This window comes from Bordetella genomosp. 7, from assembly GCF_002261415.1.
GTDB lineage: Bacteria > Pseudomonadota > Gammaproteobacteria > Burkholderiales > Burkholderiaceae_B > Bordetella_A.
Genome location: NZ_NEVI01000006.1, coordinates 206,450 through 226,428, shown reverse-complemented (window position 1 = coordinate 226,428; position 19,979 = coordinate 206,450). Strand labels below are relative to the sequence as shown.

Here is a 19,979-nt window from a genome sequence, read left to right as displayed (position 1 = left end):
GAGTTCGAAGCCGGCCGACCTTATTTGGTCAGTACGAAGCCTTTGTGCTTGGACGCGAACGCCTGCTCGATGAGGGCCTTCTGCTGCTCCTGGTGCTTGGCCAGGTAGCCCACAGCGGGAGAAGCGGACGCCGCCCGGCCGGCATAGCCGAGCTTCTGGCCTTCGGACATGTTCTCGTACAGATGATGCTGGATATAGAACCACGGACCTTGGTTCTGCGGTTCGTCTTGCACCCAGATGACTTCGGTAGCCTTGCCGTACTTGCTCAGCTCGGCCTGGAACGACTTGTGGGCAAACGGGTACAGCTGTTCGACGCGCACGATGGCCACGTGATCGGCCTCGCGCTCGCGGCGTGCGTGGACCAGGTCGTAGTAGACCTTGCCCGAGCAGGCCAGCACGCGCTTGACCTTGGCCGGGTCGATCGACTCGTCGACCTCGCCGATGACGGTGCGGAAGCTGCCGCCGGCCAGTTCGGTCAGGGGCGAACCCGCGTCCTTGTTGCGCAGCAGCGATTTGGGCGTGAAGATGACCAGCGGCTTGCGGAACGGCCGGATCATCTGGCGGCGCAGCAGGTGGAAGATCTGCGATGCCGTGGTCGGCTGCACCACCTGGATGTTGTTGTCGGCGCACAGCTGCAGGAAGCGCTCGATGCGGCCCGACGAGTGTTCGGGGCCCTGGCCTTCATAGCCGTGCGGCAGCATGAGGGTCAGGCCCGACTGACGGCCCCACTTGGCTTCGCCGGACGTGATGAACTGGTCGATGACCACCTGCGCGCCGTTGACGAAGTCGCCGAACTGCGCTTCCCAGATGGTCAGCGTGTTGGGTTCCGCGCTGGAATAGCCGTACTCGAAGCCCAGCACGGCTTCTTCGGAAAGCACCGAGTCGATCACGGTGAACGGGGCCTGGCCGTCGGTCACGTTCTGCAGCGGGATGTACGTGCCGTCGTCCCAGCGCTCGCGATTCTGGTCGTGCAGCACCGCATGGCGGTGCGTGAACGTGCCGCGGCCGGAATCCTGGCCGGTGATGCGCACGGCGTAGCCCGAGGCCACCAGGGTGGCGAAGGCCAGGTGTTCGCCCATGCCCCAGTCGAGATTCATCTCGCCCTTGGCCATGTTGCGGCGGTCGTTCAGCAGTTTGTTGACCAGCGGGTGCACCGTAAAGCCTTCGGGCACGGTGGTGATGCGCTCGCCGATGCGCTTGAGCTCGGCCAGCGGCACCGCGGTGTCGGCCTGGTCGGTCCATTTGGCGCCCAGGAAGGGCGACCAGTCGATGGCGTACTTGCTCTTGTAGTCGGTCAGCACCGGCTCGATGGTGCGCTGGCCGTCTTCCATGAGCTGGCGGTAGTCCTTGACCATCTGGTCGGACTCGCCTTCGGCCAGCACGCCCTGGGCGGTGAGCTTGTCGGCGTACAGCTTGCGGGTGCCGGGATGGTGGCCGATGCGCTTGTACATCAACGGCTGGGTAAGCGACGGGGTGTCTTGCTCGTTGTGGCCCAGCTTGCGGAAGCAGACGATGTCCAGGACGATGTCGCGGCCGAACTCCAGGCGGTAGTCGAGCGCCAGCTTGGTGGCGAACACCACCGCCTCCGGGTCGTCGCCGTTGACGTGGAACACCGGCGCTTCGATCATCTTGACCACGTCGGTGCAATACAGCGTCGAACGCGAGTCGCGCGGGTCGGACGTCGTGAAACCGATCTGGTTGTTGATGACGATATGGACGGTGCCGCCGGTGCCATAGCCGCGCGTCTGGGCCAGGTTCAGCGTTTCCATGACCACGCCCTGCCCGGCGAAGGCCGCGTCGCCGTGCACCAGCACCGGCAATACCTGCTTGCCCTTGTGGTCGCCGCGGCGTTCCTGGCGCGCGCGCACGCTGCCTTCGACCACGGGGTTGACGATTTCCAGGTGCGACGGGTTGAACGCCAGCGACAGGTGAACGGGGCCGCCGCGCGTAGAGATGTCGCTGGAGAAGCCGTTGTGGTATTTCACGTCGCCGTCGGTCAGGCCTTCGGCATGCTTGCCCTCGAACTCGGCGAACAGATCGCCGGGCATCTTGCCCATGATGTTCACGAGCATGTTCAGGCGGCCGCGGTGCGCCATGCCCACCACGATTTCCTGCACGCCGGCTTCGCCGGCATGGTTTACCACTTCGTCCATTGCGGCGATGAAGCTTTCGCCGCCTTCGAGCGAGAAACGCTTCTGGCCGACATACTTGGTGTGCAGGTAGCGCTCGAGGCCTTCGGCCTCGGTCAGCTGCTGCAGGATGTGGCGCTTTTCGTCGGCGGTGAAGGTGGCCGCGCCCAGCGTGGTTTCAAGGCGTTCCTGGATCCAGCGCTTGGCGGCCGGATCGGAAATATGCATGAACTCAGCGCCGATGCTGCGGCAGTAGGTGTCGCGCAAGGCCTTCAGGATATCGCGCAGCGTCATGGTGCTGGCGGTCGTGAAGTAAGTGTTGGTGGCCGAGTAGGTCTGGTCGAGGTCGGCTTCGCTCAGGCCGTAGAACGCGGGATCGAGCTCGGGGATGCCGGGGCGCTCGTGGCGCTTGAGGGGGTCCAGTTCGGCCCAGCGCGAACCCAGCGAACGGTACGCGGCGATGAGCGACTGCACCGACACCTGCTTGCTGGCCATCGACAGGTCGGTTTGCGCGGCCTGCTGCACGAAACCATTGGTGCGCGCGCGCAGCGCGAACGATTCGACGATGGGCGCGTGCGCCTGGTCGCGGGTGGATTCCGAACCGTCGGAAGCCGGCGCATGCTGCAACTGGTCGAAGTACTCGCGCCAGTTTTCCGGCACCGAGCCGGGGTTGTCGAGATAAGCCTCGTACAGTTCTTCGACGTACGGAGCGTTACCGCCGAATAGATAAGAAGTGGAAAGGGATTCTATTTCGGAAGACATGTATTGCTTCACCTTGACGAGTGCTTCACTCGATGCGATGCAGGAAAACCTTCCGCGACACGGGCTTCCCGTTAGGCGGATAGCAGGGGCAGAAGGCGCGTACGAGCCTTGAAAGCCGTATGGATCAAAAGTATAACCCTTACGTATTGCGGCGTCTTGTCGCGCAGCCGCAAGAGCCCTACCCTACGGCATGCCGGCATTCCGGTGCAGCATGGCCCGTCGCAACATCCGCGATGATGCCGGCATCGGCCGGCATTGAACGCGATCGGCGCGCGGCCGGCTGTGACGCGAAAACGACGCCGGCCCCGCGCGCTGCGGGCTCAGGGGCGCGCCGGCCGGGCGGCCAGCGCGCGCCGGTAAAACAGCCCTGTCGCCAGCGCAAACACCGCCAGCCCCAGCCACGAGGCCGCGGTGGCAAAGCCCGGACCCGCGATGGCCAGGGGCGCTTCTTCGCCCGTCGCGCCGATGATGGCCGCCATCAGCACGCCAACCAGGCTTTCGCCCACGATCAGGCCCGAGGCCAGCAGGGTACCGCGCCGGTTGACCGGCTCGGCGCAGGCTTCGTAGGGCAGGCCCGTGCGGCGAGCCCGGGCCTGCACGGCGCGCTGGATGCACCACGCCAGCACCGCCCCCACCACCAGCGGGGCGCTTACCGTGGGCGGCAGGTAGATGCCGATGCCCACCGCCAGTACGGGCATGCGCGCCACCTTGCAGGTGCGCCGCAGCACCTGGTCTACCAGGATGAGCCCCACCCCCGTGGCCATGCCGATCAGGATCATCAGCCAGTTCAGCTGGTGGGTGAAGATGCCTTGGGCGATCGCCAGCATCAGCGTGGCCTGCGGGGCCGACAGGGCCGCGTCGGGGTCCATGCCCGGGCGCGGCAGCGCGCCGGCAAAGCCATAGGCGTTGTAGAGCAGTTCCAGTACAGGCGAAATGACCGCCGCGCCCACCACGCAGCCGATCAGCAGCGCCACCTGCTGGCGCCAGGGGGTGGCGCCGACCAGCCAGCCGGTTTTCAGGTCCTGCAGGTTGTCATTGGAGATGGAGGCCACCGCCACGACGGCCGAGGTCGTGAAAATGGCCAGGCCGATGGCCATGCGGGTGCCGTCGGGCGTGGCCAGGATGCCGTTGGCGGTTTCGAGCGCCAGCATCAGCAGCGACACCAGCACGATGGCCACGATGCCCACGCCCGAGATCGGGCTGGTGGACGAGCCCACCAGCCCGGCCATGTAGCCGCATGCCGCCGCCACCAGAAAGCCGAAAATGAAGGCGAACGCCACGGAATACGCCACCAGCATGCCCACGTGGCCCTGGGCCGCCGGCGTGGGCCTGAGGAATGCCATGAACGTTGCCACCAGAATGGCCACCAGCACCAGCGTCACCAGCGATATCCAGCGGGCCGGCAGGTCTTGCTGCGTGCGGGGCGCATCGGCCTGGGCCAGCCGCCCCGCCGCCGTGAACGCCGCGAACGACGTGTGGATGCCGCGCATCATCGGGACAAACAGCGTGGCAAGCGTCCAGATGGCGCCCACGCCGATCACCCCTGCGCCGATGAAGCGCACCTGCGAACTCCAGATTCCGGTGGCGTAGTCGGCCACGGACTGCCCGGCGGCCATCGTGCCCGTCGCCGTCAGCACCGGCACCGCAATGCCCCAGGCGATCACCAGCCCGGTCAGCATGGCCAGGCCGGCGACAATGCCGATGAGATAGCCTGCGCCCATCAGCGCCAGCGAAAAGCCCATGGGCAGGCGAAACACCGCCGCCCCCAGCGTGGGCCACATGCTGACGCTGTCGCCCAGCACGCGCAGGCCGTTGACGGCGAAACTGACGGCCGCCGCCACCCCGGCGCCGCTGAGGATGTCGGCCATGCCGGTAGGGGCCGCGGCCGGTTTTTCGGCAGCGGGCCGGCCGGCATCGGCGCTCGCGTCCGCCTGCCCGGGCGCGCCGCTGCTGCCCACCCGCAGGATTTCGGCGGCGGCCACGCCCTCGGGGTAAGGCAGGTCGCTTTGCACGACCATGATGTGGCGCAGCGGAATCGTGAACATCACCCCCAGCATGCCGCCTGCCGCGCAGATGCCCAGGGTCTGCCAGAAAGGAAAGCCCTGCCAGTGGCCCATCATGACCAGCGCCGGCAGGATGAAGATGATCGCCGACAGGGTGCCCGCGGCCGAGGCCTGCGTCTGCACCATGTTGTTTTCCAGGATGTTGGCGTTGTTGAACAGCCGCAGCACCGACATGGAGATGACCGCCGCCGGAATGGCCGACGAGAAGGTCAGGCCCACTTTCAGCCCCAGGAACACGTTCGATGCAGTAAATACGACGGTAATCAGCGCGCCGATGATCACGCCGCGTACGGTCAGTTCGGGCAACGTGATCGAATCGGGAACTCGGTCGAAAGCGGACATGGGTCGGGCAGCCTCTATGTGGACGACCCGACGATTCTACGCCCCTGCGCCCTGCCGGCCTGCGCTAGCCCAACGGCAGCGCGGTCTGATATTTGACCTGCTTCAGCGCGAAGCCGGATCGGATGTTGCGCACGCCCGGAATGCGCGACAGGCGATTCACCACGAAACGCTCCAGCCCCTGCATGTCCGGCACCACCACGCGCAACAGGTAATCGGAATCGCCGGTCATCAGGTAGCACTCCATGACTTCCGGGCATTCGGCCATGGCATTCTGGAAACGCTCGAGCTCGGTCTCGACCTGCTTTTCCAGGCTGACCTGGATGAACACGTTCAGGCTCAGGCCCAGTTGCAGCGGATCGGCCAGGGCCACGTAGCCGCGGATGACGCCGGCCGCCTCCAGCGCCTTCACGCGCGCCAGGCACGGAGACGGCGACAGGTGCACCCGGCGGGCCAGCTCGACATTGGTCAGGCTGGAATCGGTTTGCAGGATCGCCAGGATGCGGCGGTCGGTCTGATCCAGTTTGTTTGGCATTTTTGACTGTGAATCGAATTATCTGCCGAATATTATGCCGGACAGCCCAGCCTGTCGGCACATTTTCGAATACTTATGTCACGGCGAACGCGATAGGATGACCCTCCACAGGAGATTCCGACCGCCATGCTCGACGCCATGCCAGAAGACATTGACCCCACCGAAACCGCCGAGTGGAAAGAAGCGTTCCAAGCGCTGGTAGGGGCGCAAGGGGCGCCCCGGGCCGCCTACGTACTGGATGAGCTGCTGGCCCAGGCCGCGGCGTCGGGGGTGCGCGCGGCCGGGCAGACGCGCAGCGCCTACCTGAACACCATCCCCGCGCACGAGCAGCCGCCCTTCCCGGGCGACCTGGCGCTTGAAGAGCGGATCGCGTCCATCAATCGATGGAACGCGCTGGCGATGGTGGTGCGGGCCAACCAGGCACACGGCGAACTGGGCGGCCACATCGCCAGCTATGCGTCGGCGGCCGACCTCTTCGAAGTGGGCTTCAATCACTTTTTCCGAGGCGCCGTCGCCGATTCCCCGGGCGACCTGGTGTACCTGCAGCCCCACTCCGCGCCCGGCGTGTATGCCCGCGCCTACCTGGAAGGTTTCCTGGGCGAAGAAGACCTGGCCCATTTCCGGCAGGAGATCACCGCCCAAGCGCGGGGCCTGCGCGGCCTGTCGTCCTACCCCCACCCCTGGCTGATGCCCGATTTCTGGCAGTTTCCCACCGGCTCCATGGGCATAGGGCCGATCAACGCCATTTATCAGGCCCGCTTCCTGCGCTATCTGGAAAACCGTTCGCTCGCGCCCGCCTCCGACCGCAAGGTGTGGGGAATCTTCGGCGACGGCGAAATGGACGAACCGGAGTCCATCGCGGCGCTGACGCTCGCCGCGCGGGAAAGGCTCGACAACCTGGTGTTCGTGGTCAATTGCAACCTGCAGCGCCTGGACGGGCCGGTACGCGGCAACGGGCGCATCATCGACGAACTGGAAACCCTTTATGCGGGCGCGGGCTGGAATGTCATCAAGCTGGTATGGGGCGGCGACTGGGACGCCCTGCTCGCTCGCGATGCCACGGGCGCGCTGGCCCGCGCCTTCGCACGCACCGTCGATGGCCAGTTCCAGACATTCGCTGCCAACGACGGCGCCTACAACCGCTCGCACTTCTTCAACCAGCACCCCGAGCTGGCCGCGCTGGTCGCCGACTGGTCGGACGAGGCCATCGACCGGCTGCGGCGCGGCGGGCACGACATCGTCAAGATCTACGCGGCGTATCACCGCGCCGTGCGGCATCGTGGCCAGCCCACGGTCATCCTCGCGCAGACAAAAAAAGGCTACGGCATGGGCTCGGCCGGCCAGGGCAAGATGACCACGCACCAGCAGAAAAAGCTGGACGACGACGCCTTGCTGGCCTTCCGCGACAGGTTCGCGCTGCCGATCACCGATGCCGACTGCCTGGCGCTGAAATTCTACCGGCCTTCCTCCGACAGCCCCGAACTGCGCTATCTGCAGGCCCGGCGCGCCGCGCTGGGGGGCTATGTGCCGCGGCGGCAGACCAAGGCGCCCGGCCTCGCCGCGCCGCCTGCCGACCGATGGGCGCGCTTTGCGCTGGAAGCAGACGGCAAGGAAATGTCGTCGACGATGGCCATCGTGCGCATGCTGGGCGGGCTGCTCAAGGACGAAGCCCTGGGCCCGCGCATTGTGCCCATCGTCGCCGACGAGGCGCGCACCTTCGGCATGGCCAATCTGTTTCGCCAGATCGGCATTTACTCGGCGCAAGGGCAACTGTACGAACCCGAAGACATCGGCTCGGTGCTGTATTACCGCGAGGCGCTGGACGGGCAGATCCTGGAAGAAGGCATTACCGAGGCGGGCGCCATTTCATCATGGACGGCGGCCGGCACCAGTTATTCGGTAAACGGCCTGCCGATGCTGCCTTTCTATATCTATTATTCGATGTTCGGGTTCCAGCGCATCGGCGACCTGATCTGGGCAGCGGCCGACCAGCGCGCGCGCGGCTTCCTGATAGGCGCCACATCGGGGCGCACCACGCTGGGCGGCGAAGGCCTGCAGCACCAGGACGGCTCCAGCCACCTGGTCGCCGCCACGGTTCCGAACTGCCGCGCCTATGACCCCGCCCACGCTTACGAGGCCGCGGTCATTCTGGAACACGGCATGCGCCGCATGCTGCAAGAGCAATGCGACGAGTTCTACTACCTGACCGTCACCAACGAAAACCTGCCGCAACCCAGCCTGCCGTCAAACGACGCGCGGGCGGGCATCCTTCGCGGCATGCATCGCGTGCGCGCCGCGCCCGGGGCCCGCGTCCGGCTGCTGGGCGCCGGGCCCATGCTGGCCGAAGCCCTGCAGGCCGCCGAGCGTCTTGCGCAAGATTACGATATCGCCGCCGAGGTCTGGAGCGTGACCAGCTTCTCGGAACTTGCCCGCGACGGGCGCGCCAGCGAACGGGCCCGCACGCTGGGGCTGGGCGATGCGCCAGGCTGGGTGGAACACTGTCTGCCGGGCGACACCCCGGTGGTCGCGGCCAGCGACTACGTACGCGCCGTGCCCGAACAGATCCGAGCATGGATCGCCGCGCCCTATCGCACCGTGGGCACCGACGGCTTCGGCCGCAGCGATACCCGGGCGCGCCTGCGTGATTTTTTTGAAGTGGGCGCCGACTGGATCGTGCTGCAGGCGCTGGACCTGCTCGCGGACCGCGATACCACCCTCCGGGGCGCAAGGCAGGCGCTGCGCGAAAAACTGGGCGCCGCCGAGCGCGCCACGCCGCCCTGGCTGGCGTAGCGCGACTCCCGCCACGGCGCCGGATTACGCTGCGTTGCAGCAAAATGCGGGGCCGCTTTCTGTTGAAATAGATGCCTTGCATTTTTTGAAGGCGGGCGCCTCCGCCCGCCTTGTTTTCTTGTTGCCGCAAAGGCCTACCTCAGCATGGACGAAACGCTTACCAAACTGGCGCTGGACTATCACGCCCACCCCACACCCGGCAAGATCTCGGTGATGCCCACCAAGACGCTGGCCAACCAGGACGACCTGTCGCTGGCCTATTCGCCAGGCGTAGCCGCCGCCTGCATGGCGATTTTCGACCAGGGCGACGAGGCCGCAGCCAAGTACACCTCGCGCGCCAACCTGGTGGGCGTCATCACGAACGGCACTGCCGTGCTCGGCCTGGGCGACATCGGCCCGCTGGCCGCCAAGCCGGTCATGGAAGGCAAAGGCTGCCTCTTCAAGAAGTTCGCGGGCATCGACGTGTTCGACATCGAACTCGCCGAAACCGACCCGGACAAGCTCGTCGACATCATCGCGGCGCTGGAACCCACGCTGGGCGGCGTCAACCTGGAAGACATCAAGGCGCCCGAATGCTTCTACATTGAAAAGAAGCTGCGCGATCGCATGAAGATTCCGGTGTTCCATGACGACCAGCACGGCACCGCCATCATCTCGTCGGCAGCCATCCTGAACGGCCTGAAAGTCGTGGGCAAGGACATCACCCAGGTCAAGCTCGCCGTGTCGGGCGCGGGCGCCGCGGCGATCGCCTGCCTGGACCTGCTGGTGCACCTGGGCATCAAGCGCGAGAACATCTACGTGGTCGACTCGCGCGGCGTGATCTGGGAAGGCCGCGACGCCAACATGGAACCCAACAAGCAGCGGTACGCGCAAAAGACCGAGGCGCGCACGCTGGCCGACGTGGTGCAAGGCGCCGACGTGTTCCTGGGCTGCTCGGCCGCCGGCGTGCTGACGGCCGACATGGTCAAGACCATGGCCGACCGCCCCCTGATCCTGGCCCTGGCCAACCCCGAACCCGAGATCCGTCCCGAGGTCGCGCGCGCCGCGCGCCCCGACTGCATCATCGCCACCGGCCGGTCGGACTACCCCAACCAGGTCAACAACGTCCTGTGCTTTCCCTTCATTTTCCGTGGCGCCCTGGACGCAGGCGCGACCCGCATCACCGAGGAAATGAAGCTCGCCTGCGTGAAAGCCATTGCCGAACTGGCGCAGGCCGAACAGAACGATGAGGTGGCCCGCGCGTACGATGGCCAGGACTTGTCCTTCGGGCCCGAATACATCATTCCCAAGCCTTTCGACCCGCGGCTTATCGTACAGATCGCGCCCGCCGTCGCACAAGCGGCCGCCGACTCCGGCGTTGCCCTGCGCCCCATCCAGGACATCGAAGGCTATCGTCAGCAGCTGATGGGCTTCGTGTACCACTCGGGCCAACTGATGCGTCCGCTGTTCGCGCAGGCCAAGCAGGCGCCCAAGCGCGTCATCTACGCAGACGGCGAAGACGAACGCGTGCTGCGCGCGGCGCAAACCGTCGTTGACGAAAAGCTCGCCTACCCGATCCTGGTGGGCCGCCCCGCGGTCATCGAGATGCGTGTCAAGAAGGCGGGCCTGCGCCTGGTGGCCGGCCAGAACATCGAGATCGTCGACCCCGAAGACGACAGCCGGTTCAGCGAAACCTGGAACGCCTACTACCAGCTCAAGGGTCGCGAGGGTGTCACGCCCGCCATCGCCAAGGCGATGATACGCAAGCACAACACCCTGATCGGCGCCATGCTGCTGCGGCGCGGCGACGCCGACGCCCTGCTGTGCGGCGTGGCAAGCAAGTACGACAACCAGCTCAAGTATGTCGACGAAGTCATCGGCCGCAAGCCGGGCCAGACCTACGCGGCGCTGAACGTGCTGATGCTGCCCGACCAGACGCTGTTCGTCACCGACACGCACGTCAACGAAAATCCCGACGCCGAAGAAATCGCCAACATCACCGTGCAGGCTGCGGAAGAAATGCTGCGCTTCGGCGTCGTGCCCAAGGTGGCGTTGCTGTCGCACTCCAACTTCGGCAGCCGCATGACGGCTTCTTCCCAGAAAATGGCCCAGGCCCGGCGCCTGATCGAAGAGCGCGCGCCCGATCTCGAGGTCGACGGCGAGATGCATGCGGACGCGGCGCTTTCCGAGAAAATCCGCATGCTGGCCTATCCGGACAGCAAACTGAAGGGCCGTGCGAACCTGCTGGTCATGCCCAACCTCGATACCGGCAATATCACCTACAACATCCTGAAGATGACCGGCAGCAACGGCATCGCCATGGGGCCGATCCTGCTGGGCGCGGCCCGTCCGGTGCATATCCTTACTACCAGCGCCACCGTGCGTCGCATCGTCAACATGACCGCGCTTGCCGTCGTGGATGCGCAACAGGAAGCCGCGGGCCAACTGCGCTGATCCGTCGCGTGCGCCGCCGCCGCGGCGCGCCTCGCAATACAACAGGGAGCCCGGGACGGGCTCCCTGTTTTTTCATGACGGGCAGCGGTAGGCATGCCGCCCGCGCAATGTTAAAAAGCCACTAGCCTTTTCCACCGGAGCCGTCATGTTGCAAGACGCTTTACTCGCCTGGATACACTACCTGGCGATTTTCGTGCTTATCGTCATCATGTCCGCCCAGGCGGTGCTGCTGCGCCCCGGGTTGGCCCCCGACACGATACGTCGCCTGGCGCTGTACGATCGCTGGTACCTGGTATCCGCGCTGGCGGTGCTGGTCACCGGCCTGTTGCGCCTGATGGCAGGCCCCAAGGGCGCCGCCTTCTACATGGGCAATCCCTGGTTCCACGCCAAGATCACGCTCTTCGTGGTGATCGGGCTGTGCTCGATCCCGCCGACCCTGGCGTTCTTGCGCTGGCGCAAGCAGGAACGACAGCAACCCGGCTACACCCCCTCCGACCTCGACATCAAGAAGGCCCGTCGATGGGTCATGCTGGAAACACATCTGTTCGTCCTGTTGCCGCTGTTCGCCGTGCTGATGGCCCGCGGCATCGGCATGTAGCCATCGGCTTCGCGCCCGCGGCCGAAATCATCCGATATCGGCCGCAAATAAAAAACGCCCTTGCGGGCGTTTTTTATTGATGGGGCGTGTATCCGGGAGGATCAGCGCTTGTCCATGGCCGGCACGTCGCGCGGCGCAGCGCCGCTGAACAGCTGGCGCGGGCGACCGATCTTGTAGTCCGGATCGGACAGCATTTCGTTCCACTGGGCGATCCAGCCCACCGTGCGGGCCAACGCGAAAATCGCGGTGAACAGCGAGGTGGGAATGCCGATGGCGCGCTGCACGATGCCCGAATAGAAGTCTACGTTGGGGTACAGCTTGCGCTGCACGAAGTAGTCGTCTTCCAGGGCGATGCGTTCGAGCTCCATGGCCAGCTTGAAGAGCGGGTCGTTTTCCAGGCCCAGCGACTGCAGTACTTCTTTGCAGGTTTCCTGCATCAGCTTGGCGCGCGGATCGTAGTTCTTGTAGACGCGATGGCCAAAGCCCATCAGGCGCACGCCCGAGTTCTTGTCCTTGACCTTTTCCATGAACTCGCCGACCTTGGCCACGCCGCCGTTGGCCTGCAGCTCTTCGAGCATTTGCAGGCACGCTTCGTTGGCGCCGCCGTGGGCAGGGCCCCACAGGCAGGCCACGCCGGCCGAAATGGCGGCGAAGGGGTTGGTGCCCGACGAGCCGCACAGGCGCACGGTGGAGGTCGAGGCGTTCTGTTCGTGGTCGGCGTGCAGGATGAAGATGCGATCGAGCGCGCGCTCGACCACTTCATTGACCTTGTACTCTTCGCACGGCGTGGCGAACATCATGCGCAGGAAATTGCCGGTGTACGACAAGTCGTTCTGCGGGTAGATGAAAGGCTGGCCTTGCGAATACTTGTACGCCATGGCCACCAGCGTCGGCATCTTGGCGATGAGGCGAATGGCCGAAATGTGCCGATGCTGCGGATTGGTGATGTCGGTGGAGTCGTGGTAGAAGGCCGACAGCGCGCCCACCAGGCCGGTCAGGACGGCCATGGGGTGCGCGTCGCGGCGAAAGCCGCGCAGGAAAAAATGCAGCTGCTCGTTCACCATCGTGTGGTGCGTGACCTGCGAGTCGAAATCGGCTTTCTGGCCGCCGTTGGGCAGTTCGCCGTTCAGGATCAGGTAGCAGATGTCGAGGAAATCGCAGTTCACCGCCAACTGTTCGATGGGGTAGCCGCGGTACAGCAGTTCGCCCTTGTCGCCGTCGATATAGGTGATGGCCGACTCGCAGGCCGCCGTCGACATGAACCCGGGGTCGAACGTGAACATGCCCGTCTGACCGTAGAGCTTGCGGATGTCGATGACGTCCGGGCCGATCGTGCCCTTGTAGACCGGGAACTCGATCGACGCAGAGCCGTCGGAGAACGATAGTGTTGCTTTCTTGTCAGACAGGTTCATCGCTGTTTCCTCAAAAATAATCAGAGTGCACGCATTTGCCCGATGATGGCGTGTATCCGCGGCGTATCAAGCTGCCCTTCGGGCTCCTTGCGCGCCAACAGCAGGTCGAGCAGGTCGTTGTCGCCCAGCTCGAACAACTGTGTCAGCGCTTTGACGTCGTCATCGGTAAGCTGCGTTTCGTATGCGTCCAGGTACCGGGTAATGATCAGGTCGTTTTCGAGCAGGCCCCGGCGCGCCCGCCAGCGCAGGCGTGTCCGGTCGAGTTCGGTAAGGCTGCTCATGGTGTCCCTGTGTTGTTTTACTAGACCGTGCGGCGAACCATCAGTTCCTTGATCTTGCCGATGGCCTTGGTCGGGTTCAGGCCCTTCGGACAGACGTCCACACAGTTCATGATCGTGTGGCAGCGGAACAGGCGATAAGGATCTTCGAGGTTGTCCAGGCGTTCGCCGGTGGCCTCGTCCCGGCTGTCGGCCAGGAAACGGTACGCCTGCAGCAGGCCGGCGGGGCCCACGAACTTGTCGGGGTTCCACCAGAACGACGGGCAGGACGTCGAGCAGCAGGCGCACAGAATGCACTCGTACAGGCCGTCGAGCTCTTCGCGGGCCTCGGGCGATTGCAGGCGTTCGCGCTCGGGCGGCGGCGTGTCATTGATGAGATACGGCCGTACCGAGTGGTACTGATTGAAGAAGTGCGTCATGTCCACGATCAGGTCGCGGATGACGGGCAGGCCGGGCAACGGCTTGAGCACGATGGGCTCTTTCAGCTCGCGCAGGTTGGTCGTGCAGGCCAGGCCGTTCTTGCCGTTGATGTTCATGGCGTCCGAGCCGCACACGCCTTCGCGGCAGGAACGGCGCAGCGCCAGGCTGTCGTCCACGTCGTTCTTGATGCGCACGAGCGCATCGAGCAGCATCTTGTCGGTGGGCTGGAGTTCGACCTCCAGCTTCTGCATGTAGGGGCGCTCGTCCTTGTCCGGGTCGTAGCGGTAGATCTCGAATTTGACGATTCTTTTGGTGCTCATCGCAGCATCCTGCTTAGAAAGTACGCGCCTTGGGCGGGAAGGACTCGACCGTCAGGGGCTTCATTTGAACGGGCTTGTATTCGAGGCGGCTGTCTTCCGAATACCACAGGGTGTGCTTCAGCCAGTTCTCGTCGTCGCGGTTGGGGAAGTCGTCCAGCGCATGCGCGCCGCGGCTTTCGTGGCGGTTGGCGGCCGACTTGATGGTGGCGCGCGCCACTTCGGTCATGTTGGCCAGTTCCAGCGCCTCGATGCGGGCGGTGTTGAACACCTTGGACTTGTCCTTGAAGTAGATGTGCTCGGCCTGCTTGGCGAGGTCGTCGATCTGGCCCACGCCCTCGTTGAGCAGTTCGAGCGTGCGGAACACGCCGCAGTGGCGCTGCATGGACACGCGGATGGCGTTGGCGACGTCCTGGGTCTTTTCGCCCGAGGTGCGGCCTTCCAGCTTGGCCACGCGCTGCATCGAGAAATCGACGGCTTCTTTGGGCACCGGCTGGTGCGAATGCTGGCGCTCGAGATGCGTCGACACGATGTGGTTGCCGGTGGCGCGGCCGAACACGATGAGGTCGAGCAGCGAGTTGGTGCCCAGGCGGTTGGCGCCGTGCACCGACACCGCGGCGCACTCGCCGATGGCGTACAGGCCGTTGACGATCTGGTTTTCGCCGTTGACGCGCGAAAGCACCTGGCCGTGATAGTTGGCCGGGATGCCGCCCATCTGGTAGTGAATGGTGGGCACGACCGGGATCGGCTCTTTGATGGGGTCGACGTTGCCGAACTTGATGGCGATTTCGCGGATGGACGGCAGCCGCTTGTTGATGACGTCGGCGCCGAGGTGATCGAGCTTGAGCACCACGTAGCTGCCATCGGGACCGCAGCCGCGGCCTTCCTTGATTTCCTGGTCCATCGAGCGCGACACGAAGTCGCGCGGCGCCAGGTCTTTCAGAGTGGGCGCATAGCGCTCCATGAAGCGTTCGCCGTCTTTGTTCAGCAGGATGCCGCCTTCGCCGCGCACGCCTTCGGTGATCAGCACGCCCGCGCCGGCCACGCCGGTGGGGTGGAACTGCCAGAACTCCATGTCCTGCAGCGGAATGCCCGCGCGCGCGGCCATGCCCAGGCCGTCGCCCGTATTGATGAAGGCATTGGTGGACGCGGCCCAGATGCGGCCGGCGCCGCCGGTAGCCAGCACAGTGGCCTTGGCTTCCAGGATGTAGATGTCGCCGGTTTCCATTTCGAGCGCCGTGACGCCAACCACGTCGCCGGCCTCATTGCGCAGCAGGTCCAGCGCCATCCATTCGACGAAGAACTGGGTGCGCGCGGCCACGTTGCGCTGGTACAGCGTGTGCAGCAGGGCGTGGCCGGTACGGTCGGCTGCGGCACAGGCGCGCTGCACCGGCTTTTCGCCGAAGTTTGCCGTGTGTCCGCCAAAGGGGCGCTGGTAGATCGTGCCGTCGGCGTTGCGGTCGAACGGCATGCCGAAATGCTCGAGCTCGTACACCGCGTTGGGCGCTTCGCGGCACATGAACTCGATGGCATCCTGGTCACCCAGCCAGTCGGACCCCTTGACGGTGTCGTACATGTGCCAGTACCAGTTGTCTTCGCTCATGTTGCCCAGCGAGGCGCTGACGCCGCCCTGCGCAGCCACGGTGTGCGAACGCGTGGGGAACACTTTGGAAAGCACCGCCACCGACAGGCCTGCCTGGGCCAGTTGCAGCGAGCAACGCATGCCGGCTCCGCCGGCGCCGACCACCACCACATCGAATTGGCGGCGCGGCAATGAATTCATGACAGAGACCACGGCTTAGATACTCCAGAGGATTTGCGCGAAATAAACGACCGAACCGACCAGCCAGAGGATGGTCAACACCTGCAACAGCATACGCACGCCCGCGGGCTTGACGTAGTCCATCCAGATGTCGCGCACGCCGATCCAGGCATGCCACGCCAGCGCCAGGAAAAACAGGGTGGCCAGGATCTGGCCGACAGGAATGGCATACACGCGGAAGGTGAACAGCGCCTTCCAGCTTTCGTACGAGAAGGACGGCATCACCAGCATGCCGACGATGAGCACCAGCGTATAGATGGCCATGATGACCGCGGTAATGCGCTGGGCGATGAAGTCGATGACACCGTAATGGGCGCCCACGACGAGGCGGGTGGGGCCATAGTTCTTGGAAGCGGCCATTTACAGAGCTCCGAACAATTTGAGTGCGAACACCAGGGTCAGCGCGAGGCTGACGCCGAAAACCACGCCGGCGCTTTTCTGGGCCGAGATCTTGTCCACGCCGATGTGCAGGTCGAGCATCAGGTAGCGGATGCCGGCACAGAAGTGGTGCAGGTAGCTCCACACCAGGGCCAGCACCACCAGCTTGACCAGCGGGTGGCCGGCATATTGGGCCACTTGCGCGAAGCTGTCCGGCGAGGTCACGCTGGCCGCGAACAGCGGCAGGATGACCAAGGGAAGACAGAGAAAGAGCAGCGCGCCGCTGACGCGGTGCAGGATGGACAGCTTGCCCGCGAGCGGCAGGCGATAGCGGGCGATTTGCGCAATTCCGATATTGCGGAACTGCGGACGTGGCTTGGCAGCGGTGTCGGACATGACGGCCTCGGTGTTACGGTGCTAGGGATTCGTGACAGCGAAATTCGCATCGCCCTTGCGGGCAAACACGCTATTTTCGCCCAGAGATCGGGTCGGTATCAAATCGTAGGAAAAAAGCTCATCAATTCAGGCTATTGCGATAATGATAGTGATCGGTAACGTATAAGCCGCGGCGCACCTCGACCGGACGGTCGCCATAGGTATACGACACGCGGTCGACTTGCAGCAGCGGCGTGCCCGACTCGACGCCCAGCAGCGTCGCGATGTCGGCCGGCGCCGTCACGGCACGGATCTTTTCGTCGGCGCGAACCATGCTCACGCCGAACTCCGTTTCGAACAGGCCGTACAGCGGCGCCTTGTTGGCGGCCAGCAGTTCGAATGTAAGCGTGCGGAACAGCGCCCCGGGCAGCCAGATGTCGTCGATGACGGTAGGCCGGTGGTTCATGGAAAGCTGGCGGCGGATGGTGACCACGGTCTCGCCGGCGCGCAGTTCGAGCGCGCGGGCGATCTCGGCCGGCGCGCGCATGCGCCTGCATTCGAGAATACGGCTTTCGGCACGCCCGCCTTCGCCTTCTTCGTCAGGCGCCAGGCGCAGGAAGCGATAGCGCACGCGCGCTTCGTGGTGGGTGGCCACGAAGGTGCCCTTGCCCTGGCGGCGCAGCAGCAGGTGCTCGGCAGCCAGTTCGTCGACGGCCTTGCGCACGGTGCCCTGGCTGACCTGGAACCGTGCGGCCAGGTCGATTTCGCTGGGGATGAGTTCGCCGGGTTTCCATTCGCCCCGCTCCAGGCTTTGCACCAGCAATTCCTTGATCTGGCGATACAGCGGGCTGAACGCCGCCCCCTCGCCCGCGGTGCGGGCGGCGCGATTGCGAGGGGCGGGATCGGGCCTGGGGTCTGCCATGGATGTGTTCGAGTGTGCTTGTTCGGTGCGGCGGCGCGCAACGCGCTGCGCGGGCCGGATAAAGACCCGTGTTTCGGGGTACCGGGCAAACGCATCATTGTGGCACAACGCCGCCTTGATTGTCCAACGTCTTATGTCTTATATAAGATATAAGAGCAATTGACGCGCTCATAAAATCCATCTAGGATTCACAGCAATCTGCCGGCCCTCCGGCGGCACGCAGCCGTGCCCAGCGTTTACACTGTTTGGCGAGATTTTTTCTCTCACCGACCTCATTACGGAGAACCTTCATGTCCAAGCCCGCCATGCGTGTCGCCGTCACCGGCGCCGCCGGCCAAATTGGTTACGCCCTGCTGTTCCGCATCGCCTCGGGCGAGATGCTGGGCAAAGACCAGCCGGTCATTCTGCAACTGCTGGAAATTCCCGACGAAAAGGCCCAGAAAGCGCTGAAAGGCGTCATCATGGAACTGGATGACTGCGCGTTCCCGCTGCTGCAGGAAGTCACCGCGCACAGCGATCCGCGCACCGCATTCAAGGACGCCGACGTCGCCCTGCTGGTGGGCGCGCGCCCGCGCGGCCCCGGCATGGAACGCAAAGACCTCCTCAGCGTCAACGCCCAGATCTTCACCGCCCAGGGCAAGGCCCTGAACGATGTGGCCAGCCGTGACGTCAAGGTGCTGGTGGTGGGCAACCCCGCAAACACCAACGCCTACATCGCCATGAAGTCGGCGCCCGACCTGCCGGCCAAGAACTTCACCGCCATGCTGCGCCTGGATCACAACCGCGCGCTGTCGCAACTGGCGGCCAAATCGGGCAAGGCCGTGGCCGACATCGAAAAACTGGTCGTGTGGGGCAACCACTCGCCCACGATGTACCCCGACTACCGCTTCGCCACCGTCAACGGCCAGAGCCTCAAAGACCTGATCAACGACGACGCCTGGAACCGCGACGAGTTCATCCCCACGGTGGGCAAGCGCGGCGCGGCCATCATCGAGGCCCGCGGCCTGTCGTCGGCTGCTTCGGCCGCCAACGCCGCCATCGACCACGTGCGCGACTGGGTGCTGGGCAGCAACGGCAAGTGGGTCACCATGGGCGTCCCGTCGGATGGCTCTTACGGCATCCCCGAAGGCATCATCTACGGCGTGCCCGTCATTACCGAAAACGGCGAATACAAGCGTGTCGAAGGCCTGGAAATCGATGCCTTCTCGCGCGAGCGCCTGGACTTCACGCTGAAAGAACTGCTCGAAGAGCGCGACGGCGTCAAAGACTTGCTGAAATAACCCGAAGCGCTGCGCGCTTCCCTCTGTATAAAGGAGCCTCACACCCCCGGGTGTCAGGCTCCTGCCGCCTACGCAATAAACCTGTGTCTTTCCCGGCCGATTTGCCTGCCGGCGGCAAGGGCCCAGATTTATGGCGCAGCCCCGGGCCCGTCCGGGCACGCGGCGCTTTCCGCTATAACAATCAGGCCGGGCGCCCGAGCGAGCGTCTGTGTCTTACTCGGAGACTGACCCATGACCCGACCCGCATCCCCCGGCGCCCTGTTCCGCCAGGCCCTGGCCGAAGAATCCCCCTTGCAGATCATCGGCGCCATCAATGCCAACCATGCCCTGCTCGCCAAGCGTGCGGGGTATCGCGCCATTTATCTGTCCGGCGGCGGCGTGGCTGCCGGCTCGCTGGGCCTGCCCGACCTGGGCATCAACACGCTGGATGACGTGCTGATCGACGTGCGCCGCATTACGGACGTGTGCGACGTGCCCCTGCTGGTCGACATCGACACCGGCTTCGGGCCGTCGGCATTCAATATTGCCCGCACGGTGAAAAGCCTGATCAAGTTCGGCGCAGCGGCCTGCCACATCGAAGACCAGGTTGGCGCCAAGCGCTGCGGGCATCGCCCGGGCAAGGAAATCGTCAGCACCGAGGAAATGGCCGACCGTGTCAAGGCGGCCGCCGACGCGCGCACCGACTCCGACTTCTACCTGATCGCTCGCACCGACGCCATTGCGTCGCACGGAGTGGACGCCGCGATCGAGCGCGCGCTGGCCTGCGTCGAGGCCGGCGCCGACGCGATCTTCGCCGAGGCCGCCTACGACCTGCCCACCTATGACCGCTTCGTCAAGGCGGTAAAGGTGCCCGTGCTGGCCAACATCACCGAATTCGGCAAGACGCCGCTGTTTTCCGTGCAGGAACTGGGCAGCGTGGGAGTGGGCATGGTGCTGTACCCGCTGTCGGCCTTCCGCGCCATGAACAAGGCGGCCGAGAACGTCTATCAGGCCATTCGGCGCGACGGCCACCAGAAGAACGTGCTGGACACCATGCAGACTCGTGACGAGCTCTACGACCGTATCGAGTATCACGCGTTCGAAGCGCAACTGGATGCGCTGTTCCAGCAAGGCAAAGCGAAGTAAA

General features: G+C 64.8%; 15 protein-coding genes. 5 read left to right on the top strand and 10 right to left on the bottom strand.

Annotated elements, in window-relative coordinates:
- Nucleotides 1-20: 20 nt before the first annotated feature.
- From CAL18_RS04835 to CAL18_RS04825, 3 genes are all read right to left on the bottom strand, one after another.
- Entirely contained in the window at nt 21-2,891 is a 2,871-nt protein-coding gene (locus CAL18_RS04835) for a 2-oxoglutarate dehydrogenase E1 component (protein WP_026640441.1), read from the bottom strand.
- A 320-nt stretch (nt 2,892-3,211) separates the two neighbouring features.
- Entirely contained in the window at nt 3,212-5,296 is a 2,085-nt protein-coding gene (locus CAL18_RS04830; RefSeq protein ID WP_094817415.1) for an OPT family oligopeptide transporter, read from the bottom strand.
- Nucleotides 5,297-5,360: 64 nt separating this feature from the next.
- The gene (locus tag CAL18_RS04825) at nt 5,361-5,828 is read right to left on the bottom strand and encodes an Lrp/AsnC family transcriptional regulator (protein ID WP_026640439.1); all 468 of its coding nucleotides are present in this window, start codon (nt 5,826-5,828) and stop codon (nt 5,361-5,363) included.
- 126 nt (nt 5,829-5,954) lie between these two features.
- Here CAL18_RS04825 and mdeB point away from each other — a divergent pair, with 126 nt between their 5' ends.
- From mdeB to CAL18_RS04810, 3 genes are all read left to right on the top strand, one after another.
- The gene (gene mdeB / locus CAL18_RS04820) at nt 5,955-8,618 is read left to right on the top strand and encodes an alpha-ketoglutarate dehydrogenase (protein WP_026640438.1); all 2,664 of its coding nucleotides are present in this window, start codon (nt 5,955-5,957) and stop codon (nt 8,616-8,618) included.
- Nucleotides 8,619-8,762: 144 nt separating this feature from the next.
- Entirely contained in the window at nt 8,763-11,051 is a 2,289-nt protein-coding gene (locus CAL18_RS04815; RefSeq protein WP_026640437.1) for an NADP-dependent malic enzyme, read from the top strand.
- Between the two features lie 145 nt (nt 11,052-11,196).
- The gene (locus CAL18_RS04810; RefSeq protein WP_094817414.1) at nt 11,197-11,649 is read left to right on the top strand and encodes a DUF2214 family protein; all 453 of its coding nucleotides are present in this window, start codon (nt 11,197-11,199) and stop codon (nt 11,647-11,649) included.
- A gap of 101 nt (nt 11,650-11,750) precedes the next feature.
- Here CAL18_RS04810 and CAL18_RS04805 read toward each other — a convergent pair whose 3' ends face one another.
- The 7 genes from CAL18_RS04805 to CAL18_RS04775 form a co-directional block, all read right to left on the bottom strand.
- Entirely contained in the window at nt 11,751-13,061 is a 1,311-nt protein-coding gene (locus CAL18_RS04805) for a citrate synthase (protein ID WP_026640435.1), read from the bottom strand.
- Nucleotides 13,062-13,081: 20 nt separating this feature from the next.
- The gene (locus CAL18_RS04800; RefSeq protein WP_026640434.1) at nt 13,082-13,342 is read right to left on the bottom strand and encodes a succinate dehydrogenase assembly factor 2; all 261 of its coding nucleotides are present in this window, start codon (nt 13,340-13,342) and stop codon (nt 13,082-13,084) included.
- Nucleotides 13,343-13,362: 20 nt separating this feature from the next.
- Nucleotides 13,363-14,079, bottom strand: a complete 717-nt coding sequence (locus CAL18_RS04795; protein WP_026640433.1) for a succinate dehydrogenase iron-sulfur subunit — start codon at nt 14,077-14,079, stop codon at nt 13,363-13,365.
- Nucleotides 14,080-14,092: 13 nt separating this feature from the next.
- Entirely contained in the window at nt 14,093-15,871 is a 1,779-nt protein-coding gene (gene sdhA / locus CAL18_RS04790) for a succinate dehydrogenase flavoprotein subunit (protein ID WP_026640432.1), read from the bottom strand.
- 3 nt (nt 15,872-15,874) lie between these two features.
- Nucleotides 15,875-16,258: a succinate dehydrogenase, hydrophobic membrane anchor protein gene (gene sdhD, locus CAL18_RS04785; protein WP_026640431.1), complete on the bottom strand. Its 384-nt coding sequence runs from the start codon at nt 16,256-16,258 to the stop codon at nt 15,875-15,877.
- Nucleotides 16,259-16,672, bottom strand: a complete 414-nt coding sequence (gene sdhC, locus CAL18_RS04780; protein ID WP_026640430.1) for a succinate dehydrogenase, cytochrome b556 subunit — start codon at nt 16,670-16,672, stop codon at nt 16,259-16,261.
- Between the two features lie 121 nt (nt 16,673-16,793).
- Nucleotides 16,794-17,573 (bottom strand): GntR family transcriptional regulator, encoded by a 780-nt coding sequence (locus tag CAL18_RS04775; protein WP_026640429.1) that lies wholly within the window; start codon nt 17,571-17,573, stop codon nt 16,794-16,796.
- A 290-nt stretch (nt 17,574-17,863) separates the two neighbouring features.
- Here CAL18_RS04775 and CAL18_RS04770 point away from each other — a divergent pair, with 290 nt between their 5' ends.
- On the top strand, nt 17,864-18,853 hold the full coding sequence (locus CAL18_RS04770) for a malate dehydrogenase (RefSeq protein WP_026640428.1): 990 nt from the start codon (nt 17,864-17,866) through the stop codon (nt 18,851-18,853).
- A gap of 231 nt (nt 18,854-19,084) precedes the next feature.
- Nucleotides 19,085-19,978 carry a methylisocitrate lyase gene (gene prpB, locus CAL18_RS04765; RefSeq protein ID WP_026640427.1) on the top strand — a complete coding sequence of 298 codons (894 nt, stop codon included), beginning with the start codon at nt 19,085-19,087 and terminating at the stop codon, nt 19,976-19,978.
- The last annotated feature ends 1 nt before the right edge of the window (nt 19,979 follow it).

Excerpts from the sequence above, each read along its gene's own strand:
- CAL18_RS04835 (WP_026640441.1), bottom strand. The coding sequence starts at position 2,891 with ATGTCTTCCGAAATAGAATCCCTTTCCACTTCTTATCTATTCGGCGGT.
- CAL18_RS04830 (WP_094817415.1), bottom strand. The coding sequence starts at position 5,296 with ATGTCCGCTTTCGACCGAGTTCCCGATTCGATCACGTTGCCCGAACTG.
- CAL18_RS04825 (WP_026640439.1), bottom strand. The coding sequence starts at position 5,828 with ATGCCAAACAAACTGGATCAGACCGACCGCCGCATCCTGGCGATCCTG.
- mdeB (WP_026640438.1), top strand. The coding sequence starts at position 5,955 with ATGCTCGACGCCATGCCAGAAGACATTGACCCCACCGAAACCGCCGAG.
- CAL18_RS04815 (WP_026640437.1), top strand. The coding sequence starts at position 8,763 with ATGGACGAAACGCTTACCAAACTGGCGCTGGACTATCACGCCCACCCC.
- CAL18_RS04810 (WP_094817414.1), top strand. The coding sequence starts at position 11,197 with ATGTTGCAAGACGCTTTACTCGCCTGGATACACTACCTGGCGATTTTC.
- CAL18_RS04805 (WP_026640435.1), bottom strand. The coding sequence starts at position 13,061 with ATGAACCTGTCTGACAAGAAAGCAACACTATCGTTCTCCGACGGCTCT.
- CAL18_RS04800 (WP_026640434.1), bottom strand. The coding sequence starts at position 13,342 with ATGAGCAGCCTTACCGAACTCGACCGGACACGCCTGCGCTGGCGGGCG.
- CAL18_RS04795 (WP_026640433.1), bottom strand. The coding sequence starts at position 14,079 with ATGAGCACCAAAAGAATCGTCAAATTCGAGATCTACCGCTACGACCCG.
- sdhD (WP_026640431.1), bottom strand. The coding sequence starts at position 16,258 with ATGGCCGCTTCCAAGAACTATGGCCCCACCCGCCTCGTCGTGGGCGCC.
- sdhC (WP_026640430.1), bottom strand. The coding sequence starts at position 16,672 with ATGTCCGACACCGCTGCCAAGCCACGTCCGCAGTTCCGCAATATCGGA.
- CAL18_RS04775 (WP_026640429.1), bottom strand. The coding sequence starts at position 17,573 with ATGGCAGACCCCAGGCCCGATCCCGCCCCTCGCAATCGCGCCGCCCGC.
- CAL18_RS04770 (WP_026640428.1), top strand. The coding sequence starts at position 17,864 with ATGTCCAAGCCCGCCATGCGTGTCGCCGTCACCGGCGCCGCCGGCCAA.
- prpB (WP_026640427.1), top strand. The coding sequence starts at position 19,085 with ATGACCCGACCCGCATCCCCCGGCGCCCTGTTCCGCCAGGCCCTGGCC.